At 69.9% G+C, this 20,690-nt stretch carries 15 protein-coding genes and 2 pseudogenes; 10 read left to right on the top strand and 7 right to left on the bottom strand.

All coding sequences use genetic code 11. The features are described 5' to 3' along the window. Positions 1-27 precede the first annotated feature (27 nt). From ACFQWG_RS00565 to ACFQWG_RS00580, 4 genes are all read left to right on the top strand, one after another. Entirely contained in the window at positions 28-1,077 is a 1,050-nt protein-coding gene (locus ACFQWG_RS00565; RefSeq protein ID WP_380971182.1) for a DnaJ C-terminal domain-containing protein, read from the top strand. A gap of 85 nt (positions 1,078-1,162) precedes the next feature. After that, positions 1,163-1,783, top strand: a complete 621-nt coding sequence (locus ACFQWG_RS00570) for a heat shock protein transcriptional repressor HspR (RefSeq protein ID WP_380971183.1) — start codon at positions 1,163-1,165, stop codon at positions 1,781-1,783. A 42-nt stretch (positions 1,784-1,825) separates the two neighbouring features. Continuing rightward, positions 1,826-3,199 (top strand): Mur ligase family protein, encoded by a 1,374-nt coding sequence (locus tag ACFQWG_RS00575; protein WP_380971185.1) that lies wholly within the window; start codon positions 1,826-1,828, stop codon positions 3,197-3,199. Beyond that, on the top strand, positions 3,196-3,999 hold the full coding sequence (locus ACFQWG_RS00580) for a type 1 glutamine amidotransferase (RefSeq protein WP_380971187.1): 804 nt from the start codon (positions 3,196-3,198) through the stop codon (positions 3,997-3,999). Before ACFQWG_RS00575 ends, ACFQWG_RS00580 begins: the two co-directional genes overlap by 4 nt. A gap of 359 nt (positions 4,000-4,358) precedes the next feature. Here the strand turns inward: ACFQWG_RS00580 and ACFQWG_RS00585 are convergent, their stop codons facing one another. After that, positions 4,359-4,541, bottom strand: coding sequence for a hypothetical protein (locus ACFQWG_RS00585; RefSeq protein WP_380971189.1), 183 nt, complete (start codon positions 4,539-4,541; stop codon positions 4,359-4,361). 41 nt (positions 4,542-4,582) lie between these two features. Between ACFQWG_RS00585 and ACFQWG_RS00590 the strand changes: the two genes are divergently transcribed. Beyond that, a complete protein-coding gene (locus tag ACFQWG_RS00590) occupies positions 4,583-5,014 on the top strand; it encodes a hypothetical protein (RefSeq protein WP_380971190.1) in 432 nt (143 codons plus the stop codon). Positions 5,015-5,073: 59 nt separating this feature from the next. On the opposite strand, the gene ACFQWG_RS00595 is transcribed toward ACFQWG_RS00590, so the two are convergent. From ACFQWG_RS00595 to ACFQWG_RS00615, 5 genes and pseudogenes are all read right to left on the bottom strand, one after another. Continuing rightward, complete coding sequence (locus ACFQWG_RS00595) at positions 5,074-7,269, bottom strand: prolyl oligopeptidase family serine peptidase (RefSeq protein ID WP_380971192.1); 2,196 nt, start codon at positions 7,267-7,269, stop codon at positions 5,074-5,076. Then, on the bottom strand, positions 7,257-8,588 hold the full coding sequence (locus tag ACFQWG_RS00600; protein WP_380971194.1) for an MFS transporter: 1,332 nt from the start codon (positions 8,586-8,588) through the stop codon (positions 7,257-7,259). The genes ACFQWG_RS00595 and ACFQWG_RS00600 overlap by 13 nt, the downstream gene beginning before the upstream one ends. Then, positions 8,585-9,697 (bottom strand): annotated as a pseudogene (locus ACFQWG_RS00605) (radical SAM protein); the annotation flags it as partial. The pseudogene ACFQWG_RS00605 and the gene ACFQWG_RS00600, both read right to left, overlap by 4 nt. A gap of 1,359 nt (positions 9,698-11,056) precedes the next feature. Next, a complete protein-coding gene (locus ACFQWG_RS00610; protein WP_380971196.1) occupies positions 11,057-12,208 on the bottom strand; it encodes a sugar ABC transporter substrate-binding protein in 1,152 nt (383 codons plus the stop codon). Between the two features lie 8 nt (positions 12,209-12,216). Continuing rightward, entirely contained in the window at positions 12,217-13,833 is a 1,617-nt protein-coding gene (locus tag ACFQWG_RS00615) for a methyl-accepting chemotaxis protein (RefSeq protein WP_380971198.1), read from the bottom strand. A gap of 285 nt (positions 13,834-14,118) precedes the next feature. On the opposite strand from ACFQWG_RS00615, the gene clpB reads away from it, so the two are divergent. From clpB to ACFQWG_RS00630, 3 genes are all read left to right on the top strand, one after another. Then, positions 14,119-16,773 (top strand): ATP-dependent chaperone ClpB, encoded by a 2,655-nt coding sequence (gene clpB, locus ACFQWG_RS00620; RefSeq protein ID WP_380971200.1) that lies wholly within the window; start codon positions 14,119-14,121, stop codon positions 16,771-16,773. A 148-nt stretch (positions 16,774-16,921) separates the two neighbouring features. Then, positions 16,922-17,668 (top strand): TetR/AcrR family transcriptional regulator, encoded by a 747-nt coding sequence (locus tag ACFQWG_RS00625; protein ID WP_380971202.1) that lies wholly within the window; start codon positions 16,922-16,924, stop codon positions 17,666-17,668. Between the two features lie 49 nt (positions 17,669-17,717). Next, positions 17,718-18,539 carry a serine hydrolase domain-containing protein gene (locus tag ACFQWG_RS00630; protein ID WP_380971204.1) on the top strand — a complete coding sequence of 274 codons (822 nt, stop codon included), beginning with the start codon at positions 17,718-17,720 and terminating at the stop codon, positions 18,537-18,539. Positions 18,540-18,570: 31 nt separating this feature from the next. Here ACFQWG_RS00630 and ACFQWG_RS00635 read toward each other — a convergent pair whose 3' ends face one another. Further along, on the bottom strand, positions 18,571-19,365 hold the full coding sequence (locus tag ACFQWG_RS00635; protein ID WP_380971206.1) for an exodeoxyribonuclease III: 795 nt from the start codon (positions 19,363-19,365) through the stop codon (positions 18,571-18,573). 120 nt (positions 19,366-19,485) lie between these two features. Here ACFQWG_RS00635 and ACFQWG_RS00640 point away from each other — a divergent pair, with 120 nt between their 5' ends. Continuing rightward, positions 19,486-20,049 (top strand): GNAT family N-acetyltransferase, encoded by a 564-nt coding sequence (locus ACFQWG_RS00640; RefSeq protein ID WP_380971208.1) that lies wholly within the window; start codon positions 19,486-19,488, stop codon positions 20,047-20,049. Positions 20,050-20,148: 99 nt separating this feature from the next. Beyond that, a pseudogene (locus tag ACFQWG_RS00645) lies at positions 20,149-20,664 on the top strand (MFS transporter); the annotation flags it as partial. Between the last annotated feature and the right edge of the window lie 26 nt (positions 20,665-20,690).

The following is a 20,690-nucleotide window of genomic DNA, read 5'->3' on the forward strand; positions in this document are numbered from 1 at the left end:
GACAGACAGCAGAGGGGGTGAGATGCGGTGAGCGGACAGGACTGGTTGGAGAAGGACTTCTACCAGACGCTGGGCGTCCCGAAGGACGCGAGCGCGGACGCCGTCAAGAAGGCCTATCGCAAGCTCGCCCGGAAGTGGCACCCGGACCAGAATCCGGGCGACGCGAAGGCCGAGGAGAAGTTCAAGGAGATCGGCGAGGCCTACGCGGTGCTCTCCGATCCCGAGCAGCGCAAGCAGTACGACGCGATCCGCGCGATGGCCGGCGGGGGAGCCCGCTTCTCCGCGGGCCCGGCGGGCTCGGGAGGCGCCGGGGGGTTCGAGGACGTCTTCTCCGCGATGTTCGGCGGCGGCCCCGGAGCCGCCCGCGTGCGCTACTCGACCAACGGCACGGGGGCGGGCGGCGCCGACTTCGAGGATCTGCTGTCCAACCTCTTCGGCGGGACGGGCTCCGCCGGCGGGCGCACGGCGCCCTTCGGGGCGGGCATGGGCGGCGCCGGCCAGCGGACGGGATTCGCCTCCCCGGCGGCACGGCCGGGAGGCGACCTGCGCGCCTCCACGTCGCTGTCCTTCCGCCAGGCGCTCGAGGGCGCGACCGTGCGCATGAGCGTCGAGGGCGACTCCATGACCGTGCGCATCCCCGCCGGCGTGCGCGACGGCCAGAAGATCCGTCTGCGCGGCAAGGGCCGGCCGGGCGCGGGAGGCGGGCCGGCCGGCGACCTGGTGGTCGCCATCCGCGTCGAGCCGCACCCGGTGTACTCCCGCGACGGCGACGACCTGCGGATGCACCTGCCGGTGTCCTATCCGGAGGCGGCGCTGGGCGCAAAGGTCCAGGTCCCGCTGCCGGACGGGAGCACGGTCGCACTGAAGGTGCCGGCGGGCACGAGCTCCGGGTCGGTGCTGCGCCTGCGCCGTCGCGGCGTCCGTCGCGGCCGCTCCGTCGGCGACCTCCTCGTCGAGATCGAGGTGACCGGCCCGAAGTCCCTGACCCGCGATCAGCGCGGGGCCGTGGAGGAGCTCGCCCGGTCGCTCGGCGACTGGGATCCCCGCGAGGGACTGGCCGAACGCGCGAAGGCATGAGCGCCGGCGCTCTCCCGCCGCCCCGGTCGGGGTGACGGGGCCGGGGCGGACAGTGCAGGAGACGACTCGGAGGGAGACGAGGAGGATGGCCTCACGGGCAGCGGGAGCAGGGCCCGGCGCCGGTGCCGGCGATGAGGCGCCGGCACCGTCCGCCCAGCCTGTCTTCGTGATCTCGGTGGCCGCGGAGCTGGCCGGCATGCACCCCCAGACCCTGCGTCAGTACGACCGACTGGGCCTGGTCACGCCCGCACGGACGAAGGGCCGGGGGCGCCGCTACTCCAGCCGGGACATCCAGCGTCTGCGCGACGTCCAGCGCATGTCCCAGGAGGACGGCATCAACCTGGCGGGCATCCAGCGCATCATGGAGCTCCAGCGCCGCGTCGAGATCCTGGAGGCCGAGCGGTCCTCGTTGAGGATCCGTCTGGCGCGGTTCGAGGAGCGCCAGGACCGCGTCTTCGCGGCCTCCTCCTCCGGCGAGGTGTCCTCCCTGCGGCGGGGTGAACGCATGTGGGCGCCGGACGCCTCGGCCCAGCCCCCCGAGGGGGTCGGCGCCCTCGTGCCGTGGGACCCGTGGGAGGCTTTCAACCTCCAGGCCGTCGCGGCGGCTCTGCGCATGCGCAGGAGCCTCCTGAACGGCCGGATGCTGGAGAGCCGGCCGGGCACGGCGACGGCCCGCGTCATCGAGGGCGCCGCCAGCGACGACTGAGCGTGCGCGCACCCCAGGGGGCCGATCATCTAGTGTGTCCCCATGACCGTGCAGGACTCCGTGCATCGCTCGCTGCGCTCGCACCTGGCCACCGGCGCCGGGCGCCTGGCGCGAGGGGCCAGCCGGGCGCTTGGACGCGGCTCCGGGGGGATGATCGGGGGCGAGGTGGCCCTGGCCCTCGACCCGCGGGTGCTGGCGGAGCTGGCCGCCGGCCGTCGATCCGTCACCGTGACGGGGACGAACGGCAAGTCGACGACGACGCGGATGGTGCGCGCCGCCCTGGCCGCGATCCCAAGTCGGGCCGGATCCGCCCCCGGCCGGGTGGCCTCCAACACCAATGGCGACAACATGCCCTCGGGGATCGTCACGGCCCTCATGGCGACGCCCGACGCCCCGCTGGCCGCCCTCGAGGTCGACGAGATGCACCTGCCGGTGGTGGCTCGCGACGTTGACCCCGAGGTCATGGTGCTGCTCAATCTCTCTCGCGATCAGCTGGACCGAGTCGGGGAGATCGGGACCGTCGAGAGGCGCCTCCGCGAGGCGGTCCTCGCCCACCCCGGATCCACGGTCGTCGCGAACTGCGATGACCCGCTCATCGCGTCGGCCGCCTGGGACTCCGGCCGGGTCGTCTGGGTCGCCGCAGGGTCGGGATGGGGCGCCGACTCCGTCGGCTTCCCCCGTGGCGGGCGCGTCGTGCGCGACGAGGGCGGGCCTTGGCGGGTCGTGTCGGACGCCGAGGCCGCGACCGGATACCGGAGGCCCGATCCCGACTGGTGGCTGGAGGATGCGGATCCCGGCACGACCGCCGACGCCCGCCCCGAGTCGGGCGCCCGGGCCGTGCTGCGCGGTCCGGACGGCGTCCGGGCGGACCTGCGCCTGTCGCTGCCGGGTCGCGCCAACCTCGGCAATGCCGCGCAGGCGGTGGCCGCGGCCGTGTCGATGGGCGCCCGGGCGGAGGACGCGGCCGCGGCCGTGGGCGCGGTGCGCGAGGTCGCCGGGCGCTACGCCCACTACGACGTCGACGGGCGCGACGTCCGCATGATGCTCGCGAAGAACCCCGCGGGCTGGCAGGAGGCGCTCACGATGGTGGATGCGGACGCCGACCAGGTGGTCGTCGCCGTCAACGGGCAGGTGGCCGACGGACAGGATCTCTCCTGGCTGTGGGACGTCGACTTCGCGGTGCTGGAGACGGGCCGGCCGCGGAGGATCATCGCCACGGGGGAGCGGGGCGCCGACCTGGGCGTGCGCATGGAGTACGCGGGGCTCTCCTGGGAGCGCGCCCGAACCCCGATGGAGGCCATCGCGCGCTGCCGTCCGGGCCATGTCGAGCTGCTCGCCAACTACACGGCGTTCCGCGACCTCAGACGCGCGCTCGACGACCGGGGCGCCAGCGCCGGTGAGGAGGCCTCCCGATGAGCCGAACCGTCGCCGGGACCGGCGCCGAGGGGCGCGGACGTCCCGCCTCGGAGTCCACGCTGACGATCGGCCTGCTGCTGCCGGAGGTCCTGGGCACCTACGGCGACACCGGCAACGCCTGGATCCTGCGCGAGCGGGCGCGCCGGCGCGGCATCGACGCCCGGATCCTCACGATCGACCTCGACACGCCGATCCCCTCCTCCCTGGACCTCTACACGATGGGCGGCGGGGAGGACACCGCTCAGGCGCTCGCCGCGGAGAAGTTCGACCGGGAGCCCGGCCTGCGCCGGGCCGTGGAGGCCGGACGCCCTCTCCTGGCGATCTGCGCCTCCCTGCAGGTGCTGGGCCACTGGTACCGCGACGCCCGCGGTCAGCGCGTCGCGGGACTGGGCGTCCTGGATGTCACCACCGACCCGCAGGGGCGCCGCACGATCGGCGAGCTGGCCTCTGACCCCCTCATCGAGGGGCTCACCGAGCGGCTCACCGGTTTCGAGAACCACGGCGGCGGCACCGTCCTGGGGCCCGACGCCGCGCCGCTGGGGCGGGTGGTGGCGGGCACCGGGAACGGCGTGCCGCAGGGTGCTCCCGCGCCCGAGGCCCCCTGCGACGGCGTCGTGCAGGGCCCGATCATCGCCACCTACATGCATGGCCCCGCGCTGGCCCGCAATCCTCAGCTGGCGGACCTGCTGCTGGCGCGCGCGATCGGCCGGGATCCCGCGTCGCTGGCTCCGCTCGACGTCCCCGGGGTCCCGGCCCTGCGGGCAGAGCGCCTCCGGGCCGGCTCGGGGGTCCGCGGTTAGACTGAGGCCAGCAGCGGTCACCGGCACTCATGGAACGAGGTTGCGATGTCCACCCCTGACGGGTCCACGGGTCCCACCGAGCAGTCACCGAACGCCGAGAGCGCGGGCGCGCCCGCCTCTGGTCAGCCGCGCTACGGCCAGCGCTCGTCGCAGTGGACGCCGGACGGCGCGCAGGCCGCGGGCTCGCCCCAGTCCGGCGCCCCGCACACGCCGTGGCCGCAGTATGGCCAGACGTCCCAGGCCTCGCAGGGATCGCCGTGGCCGCAGGCGGGGGCGTCGCCCTCGTCGGGCGCCTCCGGGGCCGGGGCCGGCCAAGCCCAGCCGACGCCTCCGGGCGCGACACCGCCGGGGCGGCCACCCTACGGCGCGCCCGGGCCGTCTCCCTTCGCGGCCCCGCAGCAGCCGGCGGGCGCTGCGGGATATGCTCCGCCCGTCGTTCCGGGCTCCTCGCTGCCCTCGCGGGCGTGGCCGATCGTGATGATCGTCGCGGGCGCGGTCCTCATGCTGATCGTGGCGCCGGCGGTCCTCGTCGGCTCCGTCATGGGGACTCAACCTGGGGGAGATCACGGGCAGCGCGACGACGGTGGCCAGCGGTTCCAGCGTCCAGGTCGACGAGTCGGGCACCTACGTCGTCACCTCCACGGCCGGTGACACGATCTCGTGCACGCTCACCGGCAGTGATGGGACGGTCCTGCAGCTCCAGTCGCCGGATGACGGGTCCGTCGCCATGGGGTCGGGGATCGAGCCGGGGACCTACACCCTGGACTGCGGGGCGGCGACCAGCCTCGTCGGGGTGACCGGGGTGTCCGCCGACCAGATGACCGAGGCCGGTGTCCGCGGGCTCCTGTGGGCGAGCCTGGTCGGGCTGGCGGGGCTGGCGCTGACGATCGTCGGCATCGTCCTGCTGGTTCGCGTCAACCGGCAGCGCCGCGACCTCCAGCGCCAGACGTGGGGAGGCGGGGGATACGGCGCCGCGCCCGGAGGATCCGGATACGGCGGACGCCCGCTGTATTAGCCGTACCAAGGGGGCCCGGAGCCGTCCGCAATCCCGGGTGGATGCGCCGGCCCGCCCTCTCACGCCCCGAGCTGCTGCCAGAGGAACTCCCACACCAGTGCCTGCACGTGGGCACGCTGGGCGTTGTCGGCCGCCCCGGAGTGTCCGCCCTCGATGTTCTCGAAGAACAGGATGTCGCAGCCGGCCTCGCGCATCCTCCACGCCATGGTGCGCGCGTGGGCGGGATGGACGCGGTCGTCGCGCGTGGACGTCGTGAGCAGCACCGGCGGGTAGGCGCGCGCCGGGTCGAAGAGATGGAGGGGGCTGAAGGCGCGGATGAACTCCCACTGCCCCGGGTCGTCGGGATCCCCGTACTCGGCCATCCATGACGCGCCGGCCAGCCAGGTGTGGTAGCGCCGCATATCGAGCAGGGGCGCCTGGATGACGACCGCGCCGAACAGGTCCGGTGTTCGCACGAGCATGTTCCCGGTCAGCAGGCCGCCGTTCGAGCCGCCCTGGATGCCCAGGCGGGACGGCGTGGTGACGCCGCGCGCGATGAGGTCGCGGGCCACGGCCTCGAAGTCCTCGTAGGCGCGTGGACGATTGCGGGTGAGCGCCGCGCGGTGCCAGGCGGGGCCGTACTCCCCGCCGCCGCGGATGTTGGCGACCACGTAGGTGCCGCCGTGCTCCAGCAGACTGAGCCCGACCACGGGAGAGTAGCCGGGTAGGCACGAGACCTCGAAGCCTCCGTATCCGTACAGCAGAGTCGGAGCGCCGGGGTCGCCGCCCGGGCGCCCGGCCTGGAAGTACGGCACGCGGGTGCCGTCGGCGCTGGTGGCGAAATGCTGGGAGACCTCCACGCCGGCGGCGTCGAACAGGGCCGGGGCCTGGCGGACGCGCCGGGTGGAGGCGACCGCCCCCGTGCCGGGGTCGAGGTCCAGGAGGAACAGGGTCGTCGGCGTGGTGAAGCCCGACACCGTCAGCCACAGGCGGTCGTCCTCGCGAGGCGCCACCGCTCCCACCGAGATCGTGCACAGCGGCGGCACGGACGCGCCGGCGAGGTCCGGGACGGACGCGGTCCAATCCCCCTCCTCCCATCGGCCCCCGGCCGGGCGCGCGGACGGCGGCGTGGCGACCCGGACCTGCGAGACGACGTCGACCATCACGGTCATCACCACGTGGTGGCGGGTCGCCGTGAACCCCTGGAGGAAGGCGTGCCCGTCCGGGACGAAGAGGGGGTGGGCTCGGCGGTCTCCGGCGAGATGGTCCTCCAGATCGAAGGCGAGGAGGGACCCGGCCGGCCAGATCCGCCCGCCCAGCTCCCAGTCGCCGTGGAGGAGGATGAGCAGCCACTCGCGCCATCCCGTGACCTCGGCGTCGGCGGGAGCCTCGATGCGCCGAGGCGCGGGACGGACCGCCTCCGTGTCCGTCGCCGCACCGGACCCGCCGGGCCGGTCGGGAAGGAGATAGGTGGTGAAGTGGGAGAAGTCGTGGGCGACCTCGATCCACGAGCGTTCGAAGCCGGGCGTCGCGTCGTGCCCGGCCCCGACCGTCATGTCGGACGGCGCGCCCTCGAGGACCACGCGGGCGTCCTCGATCCGCCCGCCCCGGGTGAGGACGCGGGCCTGGAGGGGATACCCGGATGAGGACACCGTTCCGGGGCCGAGGTCCGTGCACACCCACACGTGGTCGCGGTCGATCCACGACATCGAGCCCTTGGCGGCGGGGCGGGAGAAGCCGCCCTCGACCCAGGAACGGGACACCAGATCGAACTCGCGGGTCGTGTCCGTGTCGGAGCCGCGCTCGGAGAGGTGGATGAGCGCGCGGTCGTTGTCGGGGTCCAGCAGGCGCGCGCCGTGCCAGACCCAGGAGACGCCCTCGCCGTCGGCCAGGGCATCCACGTCCAGCAGGACCTCCCAGTCCTCGCCGCCGTCGAGGTAGGAGTCGAGGAGTTGGCGGCGCCACAGGCCGCGCGGGTGGTCGGCGTCCGTCCAGACGTTGTAGGCCCACTCCCCTCGCACGCTCACCATCGGGATGCGGTCGGGGGAGTCCAGGGCGGCGCGGATCGATCGCTCGAGTCCATCGAGGCGCGAGCCGCCCAACCGTTGCTCCGTCTCGGCATTGCGCTCGCGGGCCCAGGCCAGTGCCCGGTCCCCGGTGATGTCCTCGAGCCAGGAGGGCGCGCTGGAGTCCGTGGATGTCGTGGTCGTGGTCTGTGCTCCTTGTTCGTGCGGCCGGATGGACGGCCGGTACCCGCCCGATTCTACAGAGCGCACTGGTCCCATTGCTCAGGGGTGGGGATCTCACGCAAAAGTGGGTTCGCGAGGGCGATCACGAGGGCGATGAGCATCGCGCACACCGCCACGGCGATGATGGGTCCCGCCGTCCACCTCTCCAGGGCGAGACCGACGAGGACGGGACTGATCATGGTCATGGCAGAGCTGACGAAGTTCATGACGGTTGTCACGCGCGCCTGATGGTCAGTGGGAACCTGGGAGAGCGCGTAGGAGAAGATCCCGGAGTTGAGGATCGGGTTGGCGACAAAGGCGAGCCCCAAGCAGACAAGGGCAGAGACGAGCGACTGCGTGAGCGCCAAGGGCGCCACGCAGGCGGCGATCCATGCCAACAGCGCGATGTCCAGGATCCCTGTGGGGATCCTGTTGATGAGCGTCGGACCGACGATGGCTCCGATAAGCGTCGCGACCGCCGTCGCCGTGCTGATGAGTCCGATGCGCCACGGCTGCTCGCCAGCGGAGATGAGGTGGTAGTTGACGGCGTAGAAGGCCGAGGAGAACCCCAGATTGAACACGCAGAAGCACAACTGGATCGACAGCAGCCGCTTCCGGGCGATCATCCAGCGGATGCCCTCGACCAGGCCGTCTGCCACCGTCCTGACGAACTCGGCGGGACCCCTCCGAGTGGAGGCGACCGTATCGGAGAAGGCGTCCGGCCGAAGATCGGCCTTGATACGGGAGGCGGACAGAGACCCGACAGCGAAGGCCGCGACCGGAACGGCACAGGGGATCCAGGTGGCGATGGAATACAGCGCCCCCGACAGGGGGCCCGACATCAGGGAGACGGCGGCGCTCCTGCCCTCGTTGTTCGACGACGCCTGCGGATAGGCCTGCGTGGGGACCAGTGACTTCAGAGCGGCGTCGGAAGCATATCCGAACAGGCCCGTCGTGAGGGAGGAAAGCACACCGATGCAGACGAGTGCGGCGAAGCCCATGTTGCCAGTCGCCAAGAGAACGACGGCACAGGTCCAGATCAGAATCCCCGTCGCGCAGCGGAGGTGGATTCCGGCCCTCCGGTCGATGGCGTCGATGACAGAGCCTCCGATGAGCGAGGTGACGAGACTGGTCGCCGACATCGCGGTGGCGAGTGCCCCCGATGCGGCCGTTCGGCCGGTGAGGGCGAACGCGATCAACGGCAATGCAAAGGCTCGGATGCCGTCTCCGAAGTCCACGGAGGAGTCGCCGGCGAACCACCATCTGTAGTCCGCCCGGTGCCACAGATCGGAACGCCTGTATGACTCTGATCCATCCGGGGAATCCGCGCCCGCTGTATTTCCCGTCTCCTGAGACGAAGGGTTCATCGGGCGCTACCGGCAACTGAATGGAAAACCGGTTTTTCGGGATCGAGAGTCTCGGATCGGGAGGCGTCGAGACTTCCTTGAAGGAACCCGTCGACAGCTCCGATCTTGTAGGCGCATGCTTCCGGGCTGGCTCCTGTAAACCGGTGGAACGCGCGGAATATTCCTCCTGGACAACCTCGACAGGAATCTCGGATCACGCATCGAATGCACTCCGGCGCCTTCTCGGGATCGGCAAGATCGAGAAGATGCGCTGCTTTCGTGGAGAGGGTGACTGGCATCCCTGGCTTGGGAAGTCTGCTGTTCATCTCCCACTCCGTCCCGCAGCCGATCAGTGTATAGCATGGAAGAACCGACCCGTCGGCGGAGATCGTGAGAGTTGTCCTTCCCAGTCCACACCATCCCATCGAAAAGTGTGGGGAGAAAAGCGCGCCTAAGATGTTGCGGACCAGCGGATCGTATGCGTCGGTCCTCGAGATTCCCGCTTCGTAGAAGAGATCGAACGTCGAGTCGCGGATGTAGTCGGCGAAGCGTTCTTCCTCTGGGTCTCCCTCTTTGAACCAGCCGTTGACTACGGTCAACCGAACATATCGGTTCTCGAATCTCTCCTGAAGGAAATGATAGAGATTGGCGAGCGACAGCCCGGCAGCCATGTGGTCGGGTGTGTAGGTGCAGGCAATCGCGGCAATCCGGAGTCCCTCGTCTTGATATCGATGCCACGTTTGGACAACGCGGTCGTAGCTACCGCGACCATTTGAGAAGAATCGGTTCTTGTCATGGATCTGGCGAGGGCCGTCGACGGACATAGTGACGTCCATATCACAGCGTCTCGCGAGATCAATAAATTCGCGGCTGAAAATCGTCATGTTCGTGACGCAGCCGACACGGATTCTTCTGTCGATATCTTCGTTCCGTTTTGCTTCAAGCGTTTCGACAACGGATCGGATCGCGCGAACGTTCATCAGCGGTTCGCCGCCGAATAGCTTGACTCGGACGAGGTGAGGAAAGCGATCGATCGCGTATCTGAGCGTTTCTTGGACGGTTTCCTCCGTCATCCATCGGGTTTCATCATGGTGATATGTGCCGTCGTTGGCGAAGCAGTAATGACATCTGAGGTTGCATCCTTACTGAGATGTTGAGGACGAGCTCTCTGACGGCGGCGTCTCCATGGTATATTTGGTCGTGTCTGGCTTCAGCTCGTTTTCGAATTGTTGAGTATAGAGAAGCGACGGCGGAGCTGGAGAATTGATGCGGGGTCATTTGCAATCATCTGGCTTGTCTGCTAACTATGGAAGTCGACCAGAAACAGTTCATGGGGAGTGAAGAATATTGAGCTTCACCCCCCATGAACGTGTAGTTTGTCGGTATGTGGTCAGTCGCGGCCCATGCCCTGGCAGCCGACTCCGAAGCAAGCGGTAGTCAGCAGGTCCTTTGTCAGCCGACTGAAGTCCTCTTCGAGCTTGTCGGCGATGATGGTTTCCCTCATGGGAGTGTGTCCTTTCGTGTCGATCTTGGCGAAGAATAGTCGTTTGGATAAAATTGTTCGGAGGTGCACGAATTGGCTCCGAAGGACCCGGAGATCCCGTTGGGGTCTCGGGAAGTTCTTGGCAAAGATGGAGAAGGCGATAATGCGCTCTGGCATATTGAACTGGGCTATCGGTCAATAGCATTGTTTCGCGGGCCTTCGATCTCGAGCTCTCCTCTCGGAGGGTCGCCGTTGTGCCACATAGATTCAAGACAAGATCAATTCAATGATCGGCCTACGTCTGCTTGAATGTCGAGGGACTTTTGTCCTAACCTTGTGGTTCTTCCCAGACCTGAGTTTGTTCACTGTTGGGTAACGCACGGGGGCGTAAGGGTCGTTGAACTGCGGCTATATCGACGATTGCTCGGCGGTCTGGTCACTAAGAATTGACCGCGCGACACTGGTGGCGGGCCTGAGTGAAGACCGGGTAGCGCGACGGACGGCGTCTCACGAGCCGTATCGATGCAGCTCAAGTCCGAGGCAAGCCAAATTCGACGCGGGCGCGTAGCTCAGTCGTAGCGCGGCCGTCGTCGGTGAGTGCGAAGAGAACCCCCTCGTACTCCACCTGACCTGCGCAGACGCACTGTGACAGGTCGAAATGTGGTCACTAACCCGATGAACGAACTCAGGGCAGACGAACAGGTCAGGGCACCTGCACAGATGAGGGGCAACCAGAGGACGTGGTTGCTTCGACGCGTATTTGTTCACCTTTCGGAGATGCTGAGGATAAAACCTATCGTAGACAGCTCTGTCCAATGGTTTCTTTCTTACATCGCTGCTTTCGATTATCCAACAAGAGCCTGTCTGATTTCGACACTTAACCGTGATCTGTTTGGGGTTGCTCGCAGGCTCCCACGGCTCCGAATGTCTGTTGAACTTCTGTCGACAGCCCGGCGCCCGGTTCTGGCTCGATAGAGGGCGCGGACCAGCGGCTGGGAAGTCATCGTCAGCGCAGCCCCGCCTCCTCGCACAGGGCGCTGGCCGATCCGGCGCACAGGGCGTCGACCGTGGTGAAGCCGTCGGCCAGCACGGTCGAGGCGATGTCGTCCGCCGTGACCGCCGTCGGCTCCAGGAGGACGGTGGGCACCTGCCCCGCCCCGTTGTCCATCGTCGTCGTGGCCGCGGAGGGCTGCTGCCCGCGGGCCAGCTGCAGCGCGACACCGGCGGCGGCCTGGGCCAGGTCCTTCATCGGCTTGTAGGCGGTGACCGCCTGTTCGCCCGACAACATGCGCCGCAGGGCCGAGACCTCCGCGTCCTGCCCGGAGATCGGCGGTAGGGGAGCAGCCCGCCCGGACTCGCGGAGAGCCTGCGCCGCTCCAGAGGCGATCCCGTCGTTCGCGGCCAGCACGCCCGCGAGCGGCCTGTCCCCGATCTTCTCCAGCGCGTCCTTCATCAGCGTGCGGGCCTCGTCGGAGGACCAGCCCGGGACGTACGCGTGGTAGGCGACCTCGATCTTCCCGTCGAGGACGGAGGAGGCGCCCTCGTCCACCCACGCGGCGTTCGCGCTGCCCTCGTCGCCCCCCAGGACGACCACGACCCCGTCGGAGGGCGGGTCGGAGTCGAGGATCGCCTGCGCCCCGATCTGCCCGACCATTCCCGAGTCGAAGGTGACGAACGCGTCGACCGCCGCACCTGTGATGAGCGAGTCGTAGGCGATGACGGGCACGCCGGCGTCGGAGGCCTGGCGCACGATGTCGGCGGCTCCCGCGGAATCGATGGAGGCCACCACCAGCACATCGGCGCCGTTCGAGATCGACTGGGCCGCCAACTGGTTCTGCTCGTCCTGCGAGCTGGCGACCGCCGTCTCCACGGTGCAGTCTGGACAGTCGTCGATGACGGCGACCTCGAAGTTCGGCACGTCCGAGGCCACCCAGCGCACAGAGGTCTGCTCGGCGATGAACGCGACATGCACCGCGGGGCCGCCCGACTGGGAGCCCCCGCCCGACTGGCCGGGCGCGCCGGACCGGCTCTGACCGGCGGAGCAGGCGCCGAGGGCAAGGCCGGCGCAGGCGGCCAGGACGGCGAGTGCGGCGCCGCGCCGGCGCAACCGGCCGGGAGGGAAGGCCGTCGTCGTTGACATGCGTGCTCGTGCTCTCATCGTCATCCTCAGATCCTGAACCGTGCGACGTCGGCCGACATCGCGGCCGCCATGTCCGCGAGTTCGACGACCGCCTTCTCCGAATCGGCGGCCCCCTGGCCCGTCGACGTGGCGGACCGGGCGACCTCGCCGATCGTGGAGGCGATGCCGGAGGCGCCGGAGGCGGCCTCGGAGAAGGTCCGGCCGAGCTCGCCCGTCGTCGCCGACTGCTCCTCCACCGCTGCGGCGATCGTGGTCTGGTGGTCGGAGATCTCCCCGATCACGGCGCTGATGGTCTCGATCGCCTCGACCGCCTGCTGCACCTGGTTCTGCATCGCCCCGATCCTCCGGGCGATGTCATCCGTCGCCTCCGATGTGCTGTTGGCGAGGTCCTTCACCTCGCCGGCGACGACGGCGAAGCCCTTCCCGGCCTCGCCGGCGCGCGCGGCCTCGATCGTCGCGTTGAGCGCCAGCAGGTTGGTCTGCTTGGCGATCGTCGTGATGGTGTCGACGACCTCGTTGACCTCCGTGGAGGAGCGGCCCAGCGCGTCCATCGTCGCGTGGGCGGACTCTGCCAGCCCGACGGCTCGGCCGGCGACGTCGGCCGCTCGCGCCGCGCTGGCCGAGATCTCCTGGATCGAGGCGCCGAGCTGCTCTGTTCCGGCGGCGGCCGTGGCGACGTGCGCTGAGATCCCCCCGGCCGCCGAACTGACGTCCTCCGCGCGTTTCGAGACCTCCCATGTGGCGGAGGCGATGGAGCGGCTCGTCGCGGTGAGCTCCTCGCTGGCCGCGGCCAGGGCGGTGGCGCGTTCGGAGATGCCGTGGACCATCTGCCGCATCGACTCGGTCGCTCGGTTCAGGGCGATGCCCATGCGGCCGATCTCGTCGGTCGAGTCGAGATGGACCGCGGTCGTGAGGTCGCCGTCGGCGACGTGCCGCACCGCCTCCTCGATCCGGCGGAGGGACCGCATGATGCCGCGCACGACGCGCCTGACGACGTCCAGCGCGATGACGCTGCCCACCACGAGGCAGGCCGCCATCGACAGCCGTGCCCGCTGGTACACGTCGCCCACCTGCTGCGCGCTCTGCTCGGCGACGGTCGCCGAGAGATCTTCCAGCGTGTCGAGCTCGTTCTGGGCGTTCGCCGCCAGTGTCGACATCGTCCCGAGGTAGAGCTCCTGGAAGGCGGCGGAGTCCCCCGACCGGGCCAGCGGGGTGAGAAAGCGGTCGCGGACCGCGCGATACGACTCCCACCAGGCGTTGAACTTGCGCAGAGCGACGCCCTGGTCCTCCGTGAGCGGGAGCGCGCCGTAGTCGGCGACCAGCGCGTCGAGGGACGAGTCATCCTCCTCGAGGCCGGCCTCCAGATCGGCGTATGCGGCGTCGTCGGGTGCGAGCGCCAGGTTCGCCAGGTCCCGTTGGGTGGCCACCACCTCGGCCCTCACCTCGGCGAGCGTCTGGTTGGGAACCAGGGCGTCGGAGTAGATGGACTGCGCGTAGGCGCTGATGTCCCCCATGCCGACCAGTCCCACGCCGACCGCCACGAACCCCGCCAGCCCTCCGATCGCCAGGGCTCCCATGAAACGGACGCCCACCGACATGCTGGCGACCCGTTGTCGCCATCCTGGCTGTGCTGAACGATCCATCGTTACGGTGTCCTCCTTGCCACACGCGCAAATGGCACTACACCAGCGTCATCGGCACAGCGGCGCTGATTGTGAGGTATGCGGCCGCCGGGCGCCGGCCGGCCGAGCCGCGCCGGGATCCGGCGCGGGCGGATTCCGGGGGCGCGAGGGCGAGCAGAACGAAGTTGAGTGGAATAGACTCAAGATTGAGCGCGTTGAGAACCGTAGGTGTCCGACCGGCCGACATGCCGAGCGGACCTCGGAACATCTCATCGCCGCGCATCCGCGAGGCATCAGGAGGAAGACGTGAACGAGGAATTCACGACGAAGGCCCAGGAAGCCATCGGCTCCGCTGTCCAGTCGGCGGCGGCAGCCGGAAACCCGCAGGTGCTGCCCCTCCACCTGCTTGAGGCTCTGCTGGGCCAACAGGAGGGCATCGCGGTGTCGCTGCTCGCAGCCGTCGGCGCCGACCGTCAGGCGGTGGGCTCGCGCGTGCGCAACGCGCTGGTCGCCCTGCCGGCCAGCTCGGGGGCGGCGGTGGCCCAGCCCCAGACATCGCGCGGGCTCATGAGCGTCATCACCGACGCGCAGAAGCGGGCCGCGCAGGGAGGCGACTCCTATGTCTCCACCGAGCACCTGCTCATCGCCATCGCGGCGGGCGGGGCCTCGGGCGACGAGGCGGGCCGCATCCTCACCCAGGCGGGAGCGACCCCCGACGCCCTGGAGGCGCGCCTCAAGGAACTGCGCCCCGACCCCGTGACGACCAAGGACCCGGAGGGCTCCTTCGAGGCGCTCAAGAAGTACGGGCGCGACCTCACCGAATCCGCGCGCGAGGGCAGGCTCGATCCCGTCATCGGCCGCGATACGGAGATCCGCCGCGTCATCCAGGTCCTGTCCCGGCGCACGAAGAACAACCCGGTCCTCATCGGAGAGCCGGGCGTGGGCAAGACGGCGGTCGTGGAGGGCCTCGCCCAGCGCATCGTCGCCGGCGACGTCCCCGACTCCCTGCGCGACAAGCGGCTCATCGCTCTGGACCTCACCTCGATGGTGGCCGGCGCGAAGTACCGCGGCGACTTCGAGGAGCGCATGAAGGCGGTCCTCGAGGAGATCAAGAACTCCGACGGCCAGATCATCACCTTCATCGACGAACTCCACACCGTCGTCGGCGCGGGCTCGGCCGAGGGGTCCACCGACGCCGGCAACATGCTCAAGCCGATGCTCGCGCGCGGTGAGCTGCGTCTGGTCGGCGCCACCACCCTGGACGAGTATCGCGAGCACATCGAGAAGGACCCCGCCCTGGAGCGCCGTTTCCAGCAGGTCTTCGTCGGCGAGCCCTCGGTGGAGGACACCGTCGCGATCCTGCGCGGCATCGCGCCGAAGTACGAGGCCCACCACAAGGTGACGATCTCCGACGGCGCGCTGGTGGCGGCCGCCCAGCTCTCCGACCGCTACATCACCGGACGCCAGCTGCCCGACAAGGCGATCGACCTGATCGACGAGGCCGCCTCGCGCCTGCGCATGGAACTCGACTCCAGCCCCGTCGAGATCGATGAGCTGCGCCGCCAGGTCGACCGCCTGCGCATGGAGGAGTCCTACCTCACGGAGTCCGATCCCGATGCCACCGACGAGGCGACCCAGGACCGGCTGGCGAAGCTGCGCGGCGACCTGGCCGACAAGCAGGAGAGGCTCAACGCCCTCACCGCCCGCTGGGAGGCGGAGAAGGCCGGGCACAACCGCGTCGGCGACCTGCGGGTCCGGCTGGACGAGCTGCGCACCCAGCTGGACCTGGCCATCCGCGAGAACCGGTGGGAGGAGGCCGGACGCCTGCAGAACGGCGAGATCCCGACCGTCGAGCGCCAGATCGCCGAGGCCGAGGCCCAGGCGGACGCGCAGACCGCGGGCGGCGACGCCCCCGAGCCGATGATCGCGGAGAAGGTCGGTCCCGCCGAGATCGCCGAGGTCGTCCAGGCGTGGACCGGCATCCCCACGGGGCGGCTGCTCCAGGGCGAGACTGAGAAGCTCCTGGACATGGAGGAGGTCATCGGGCGCCGCCTGATCGGGCAGAAGTCCGCGGTGCACGCGGTGGCCGACGCCGTGCGCCGGTCGCGCGCGGGGATCTCGGACCCCAACCGCCCCACGGGATCGTTCCTGTTCCTCGGGCCCACGGGCGTCGGCAAGACGGAGCTCGCGAAGTCCCTGGCGGACTTCCTCTTCGACGACGAGCACGCCATGGTCCGCATCGACATGAGCGAGTACTCGGAGAAGCACTCCGTGTCCCGCCTGGTGGGCGCGCCCCCGGGATACGTCGGCTACGAGGAAGGCGGCCAGCTCACCGAGGCGGTGCGCCGCCGTCCGTACTCCGTCATCCTGCTCGACGAGGTGGAGAAGGCCGACCCGGAGATTTTCAACATCCTCCTGCAGGTCCTCGACGACGGCCGCCTGACCGACGGCCAGGGCCGCACGGTCGACTTCCGCAACACGATCCTCATCCTCACCTCCAACCTGGGCTCGCAGTTCCTGGTGGATCCCGGGCTGGACCGCGACCAGAAGCGGCAGGCGGTCATGGACACGGTGCACGCCGCGTTCAAGCCGGAGTTCCTCAACCGCCTGGATGAGGTGCTGATCTTCGACCCGCTCTCCCAGGAGGACCTGTCCCAGATCGTCGACCTCCAGGTCGACCTCATGGCGAGACGGCTGAGGGAGCGCCGCATCACGCTCGACGTCTCCGAGCCCGCCAAGGGGTGGCTGACGCGGGTGGGGTACGACCCGGCCTACGGCGCCCGCCCCCTCAAGCGCACCGTCCAGCGCGAGATCGGTGACCGCTTGGCCCGCCTGCTGCTGGCCGGGGAGGCCCAGGACGGCGACACGGTGCGCGTCGACGTCTCCGACGACCTCACGTCGCTCACCGTCGTGCGCGGCGAACCCGTGGTCGAGCCGGCGGACGTCTCCGTGAACTGGTGAGGCCCCGGGCTCCGGGGCCCCGCCCCGGGGCCCGACGCCGTCCCGGGCGGCTGGGGCGCGCGACGTCCTGGGACCGAGGTGCCGCCCCCGCGCCCTCCCGGCCGTGCGACAATGGCCAGACGTCATCGCAGTTCGGGGAAGGGGAGCCATGCCGGCTGAGCACCGCACTCGCGGCTCCTACTCCGCTGGGCAGGCCACCAGGGAGTCCATCCTCGACGCCGCGATGCGGTTGATCGCCGAGTCCGGCTACCACGGCTTCTCCCTGCGCGACGTCGGCCGGGAGGTTGGGATCTCCCACCCCGCCGTCATCTACCACTTCCCCTCCAAGGAAGCCCTGCTGCTGGCGGTCATCCACCGTTTCGAGCAGCAGATGGGACTCGTGGGGGTGGAGATCGACGAGGGCGGCGCCGGCCTCGTCGAGCGCGGCGTGATCCCGGGGGACCTGGGGGCGCTGTCACTCCAGTTGATGCGGCTGGCCAAGAACCCGGAGGCGGCCACGCTGATGATGTCGGTGGACTCCGCGCTGGCCGTGGAATCGGCGTGTCCCTCCCATCCCGCCCACGCCCACTACGTCTCCCGCTTCCGCGCTCTGCGGGCCTTCCTCGTCGAACAGCTGGGAGTCCTGGCAGACCACGGCCGGTGCCGCAGCGACCTCCGGGCCGACGCCCTCGCGGACTGCCTGATCCGCACCTGGTACGGCCTCGCCGTTCACACGCGCTATCTGGCCGACACGGACGCCGGCCGCTACCCGATCTCGACGTTCCTGGCGACCAGTGCGCGGCTGCTGGCCCTCACGCCGGAGACGGTTCTGCTGGCGGCGGCCAGCGTCCCGGAGGATCTGGGGGACATCTTCGCCCGTTCGATGCGGATGTACACGGGGATGGCGGACGCGTGAGCCTCCCGGCGGCTCCCGGCCGCTCTCGCAGGCTGGCATGATCGGAGCCATGGAGCAAGCGAGCCCGTCCACGGATCTGTTCCCCGTCCCCTTCGAGCATTCCCTGGCCGTCCTCCACCGCGGCCGGGTCCTCCACGTCGAGGGCGACACGGCCCGCGTCCTGGACCTGGCGTCGGTGACGAAGGTGCTGGCCGCGCGCGCGACGCTGGTCGCCGTCGACCAGGGATACCTGGGCCTCGACGACCCGATGGGGCCGCCTGGGGCGACGCTGCGCCATCTGATGAGCCACTCCTCGGGCCTGTCCCAGGACTCCGACGTGGTGCTGGCCGCTCCCGGGGCGCGCCGCATCTACTCGAACCGGGGCATCGAGGTGATGGGCCGCGCCGTCGAGGCCGCCACCGCCACCGCACTCGACCGGTGGATCGAGCAGACGGTCCTGGAGCCTCTGGGGATGGCCACCGCGGATGTGCCGGGCTCGCCCGCCTGGTCGGGCCGGGCCTCAGTGGAGGACCTGATGGCGCTCGCCGGAGAGCTGCTCCATCCCGTGCTGGTCTCCCCGGCGCTGGACGAGGAGGCGACGAAGCCGGTCTTCCCCGATCTGGTCGGCGTCGTGCCCGGATACGGGCGCCAGACGCCCAACCCGTGGGGCCTGGGCGTGGAGATCCGCGGGCACAAGCATCCCCACTGGACGGCGCCCGACGCCTCGCCATGGGTCTTCGGGCACTTCGGCCAGTCCGGGTCTTTCCTGTGGGTGGATCGCCGGCTGGACGCCGCCGCGGCGTTCCTGGGCGTCGAGCCCTTCGGACCCTGGCACAGGGAGCACTGGTCGCGGCTCAACCAGGAGGTCCTCGGCCTCATCGCCTCGGACTGACGGGCGACCCCGCCGGGGCCCGCGGCGAGTCTCAATCCGCGTCGACGAGGACGGGCACGTGGTCGGAGGCGCCCTTCCCCTTGCGCTCGTCGCGGTCGATCGCCGCGCCGGTCACGGCCGCCGCCAAGGCCGGCGAGGCGTAGACGAAGTCGATGCGCATCCCCTCATTGCGGGGGAAGCGCAGTTGCTGGTAGTCCCAGTAGGTGTAGTTCGTGACGAGGGGCCGGGTGACCTCGACCCATCCGTCGTCGGCGAAGGCGGCGAAGGCGGCGCGCTCGGGTCCGGAGACATGGGTCTTCCCCTCGAAGAACCCCATGTCCCACACGTCCTGGTCGGTCGGGGCCACGTTCCAGTCCCCGACCAGCGCGATCCGCGCTCCGGGGTCCGCGGCCAGCCACGTGCGGGCGTCCGCGTGCAGAGCCCGGAGCCAGGCGAGCTTATACCGGTAGTGGGGGTGGTCGAGTTCGCGTCCGTTGGGCACGTACAGGCTCCAGATCGTCGAGGACGCCTCGCCGGGGCGCTGGACGGTGACGCCGAGGGCGCGGGCCTCGACCACGGGCGGCTCGCCCCAGGTCGGCTGGGCGGCGAAGCGGTCCCGGACGTCCGTGATGGGCATCCGGGAGGCCACGGCCACCCCGTTCCACTGGTTGAGCCCGTGGACGGCGACCTCGTAGCCGGCCTCCTCGAAGGCGGCGCGGGGGAACTGGTCGGGGCGGCACTTGATCTCCTGCATCGCCAGCACATCGGTGTCTGAACGCTCCAGGAACGCGATCACCCGGTCGACGCGGGTGCGGATGGAATTGACGTTCCAGGTGGCGATCCTCATGCCCCCAGCTTAGGGACCAAGCGGGGAGCGGACGCGCCCGGGGGCGGGGAGGACGGGTGAGCCGGGCGGGCGGGCCCGCCGCGTCCATGCCGGCCCTGTACCGTGCTCATCGGAGAGCGGATGCCGGGAAGTGTGAAGGGACTGCCGATGCGCCTCGAGGACCTGCAGCTGGACGTGCCGACGCTCGGCGACGTGCCGGCGCTCCACGCGATCTACGGCGATCCGCGGGTGTGGACCCATCTTCCGTCCGGGCGGCACAGGGACATCCGGCAGACCCGAGAGATGGTGCGCGGGTGGATCGACGCCTGGGCGCGGGACGGGCTGTCCTACTGGATCGTGCGCGCGGCCTCCAGCCAGGAGCTCCTCGGCCACGTGGGATGCTCGGCCAGGCGGGGCGCCTTCTGGAACCTTGGCTACCGGATCGCATTCGAGGCGCACGGGCGGGGCATCGCGACGCTGGTCGGGCGCCGGGCCGTCGACGAAGCCCACCGGACCGACTCCGCGCTGCCCGTCGTCGCCTATCTGCTTGAGCACAACCGGGCGTCGGCCCGCGTGGCGGAGAAGCTGGGCCTGACGCTCCAGCACCGCGGCCCCGACTCGGGGAACCCGGATCCGCATGCGGTGCGCCTCGTCTACGCCGACCGCCCGCTCACGGCGGTTCAGCGCGACGCCGTGATGCGGTGATCACGATGGCGGGGATCGGCCCGCCTGCTCTCGAATGCTCGGTCGTCACCTGCAGGAGCCGGGGGGGGGGGGGGGGATTCATATGATACTATGTTTCATATGAAAAATGAGGGAACTGGCTCGTGCCCCCCGACGGCTGACTGGAAGGCCCTGGCCGCGTTGTCGGGGGCTGTTGCCGTCCTCTTCCTCAACACGTCGGCACTCAATGTCGCCCTTCCGGTGCTATCCGTGGACCTCGACGCCTCGACCGGGGAACAGCAGTGGTTGATCGCGGTCTACAACCTGGTGTTCGCGGCAGCCCTGGTCCCCGGGGGATTCTTGGGCGACCGGTTCGGTCACCGGCGTGTCCTCCTGTCCGGGGCGTCGCTCTTCCTGGTCGGATGCGTGACCGGTGCGATCGCCCCGGGCGTGGGAGTCCTCATGGTCGGGCGCGCCCTCATGGGGTGCGGAGCCAGCGTCTTCACCCCGATGTCGATGGCGATGATCCCGTCCCTCTTCGTCCCCCAGTACCGGCAGCGGGCCATGACCGTGTGGACGCTGGTCACAGTCCTCGCCACTCCGCTCGGACCGCTCGTCGGCGGAGGCCTGGTGACGCTGTGGGGATGGCGGACCATCTTCGTGTTCGACCTGCTCGCCATGGG

The sequence above is a fragment of the Schaalia naturae genome (assembly GCF_042665795.1).
GTDB classification, from domain to species: Bacteria; Actinomycetota; Actinomycetes; order Actinomycetales; family Actinomycetaceae; genus Pauljensenia; species Pauljensenia naturae.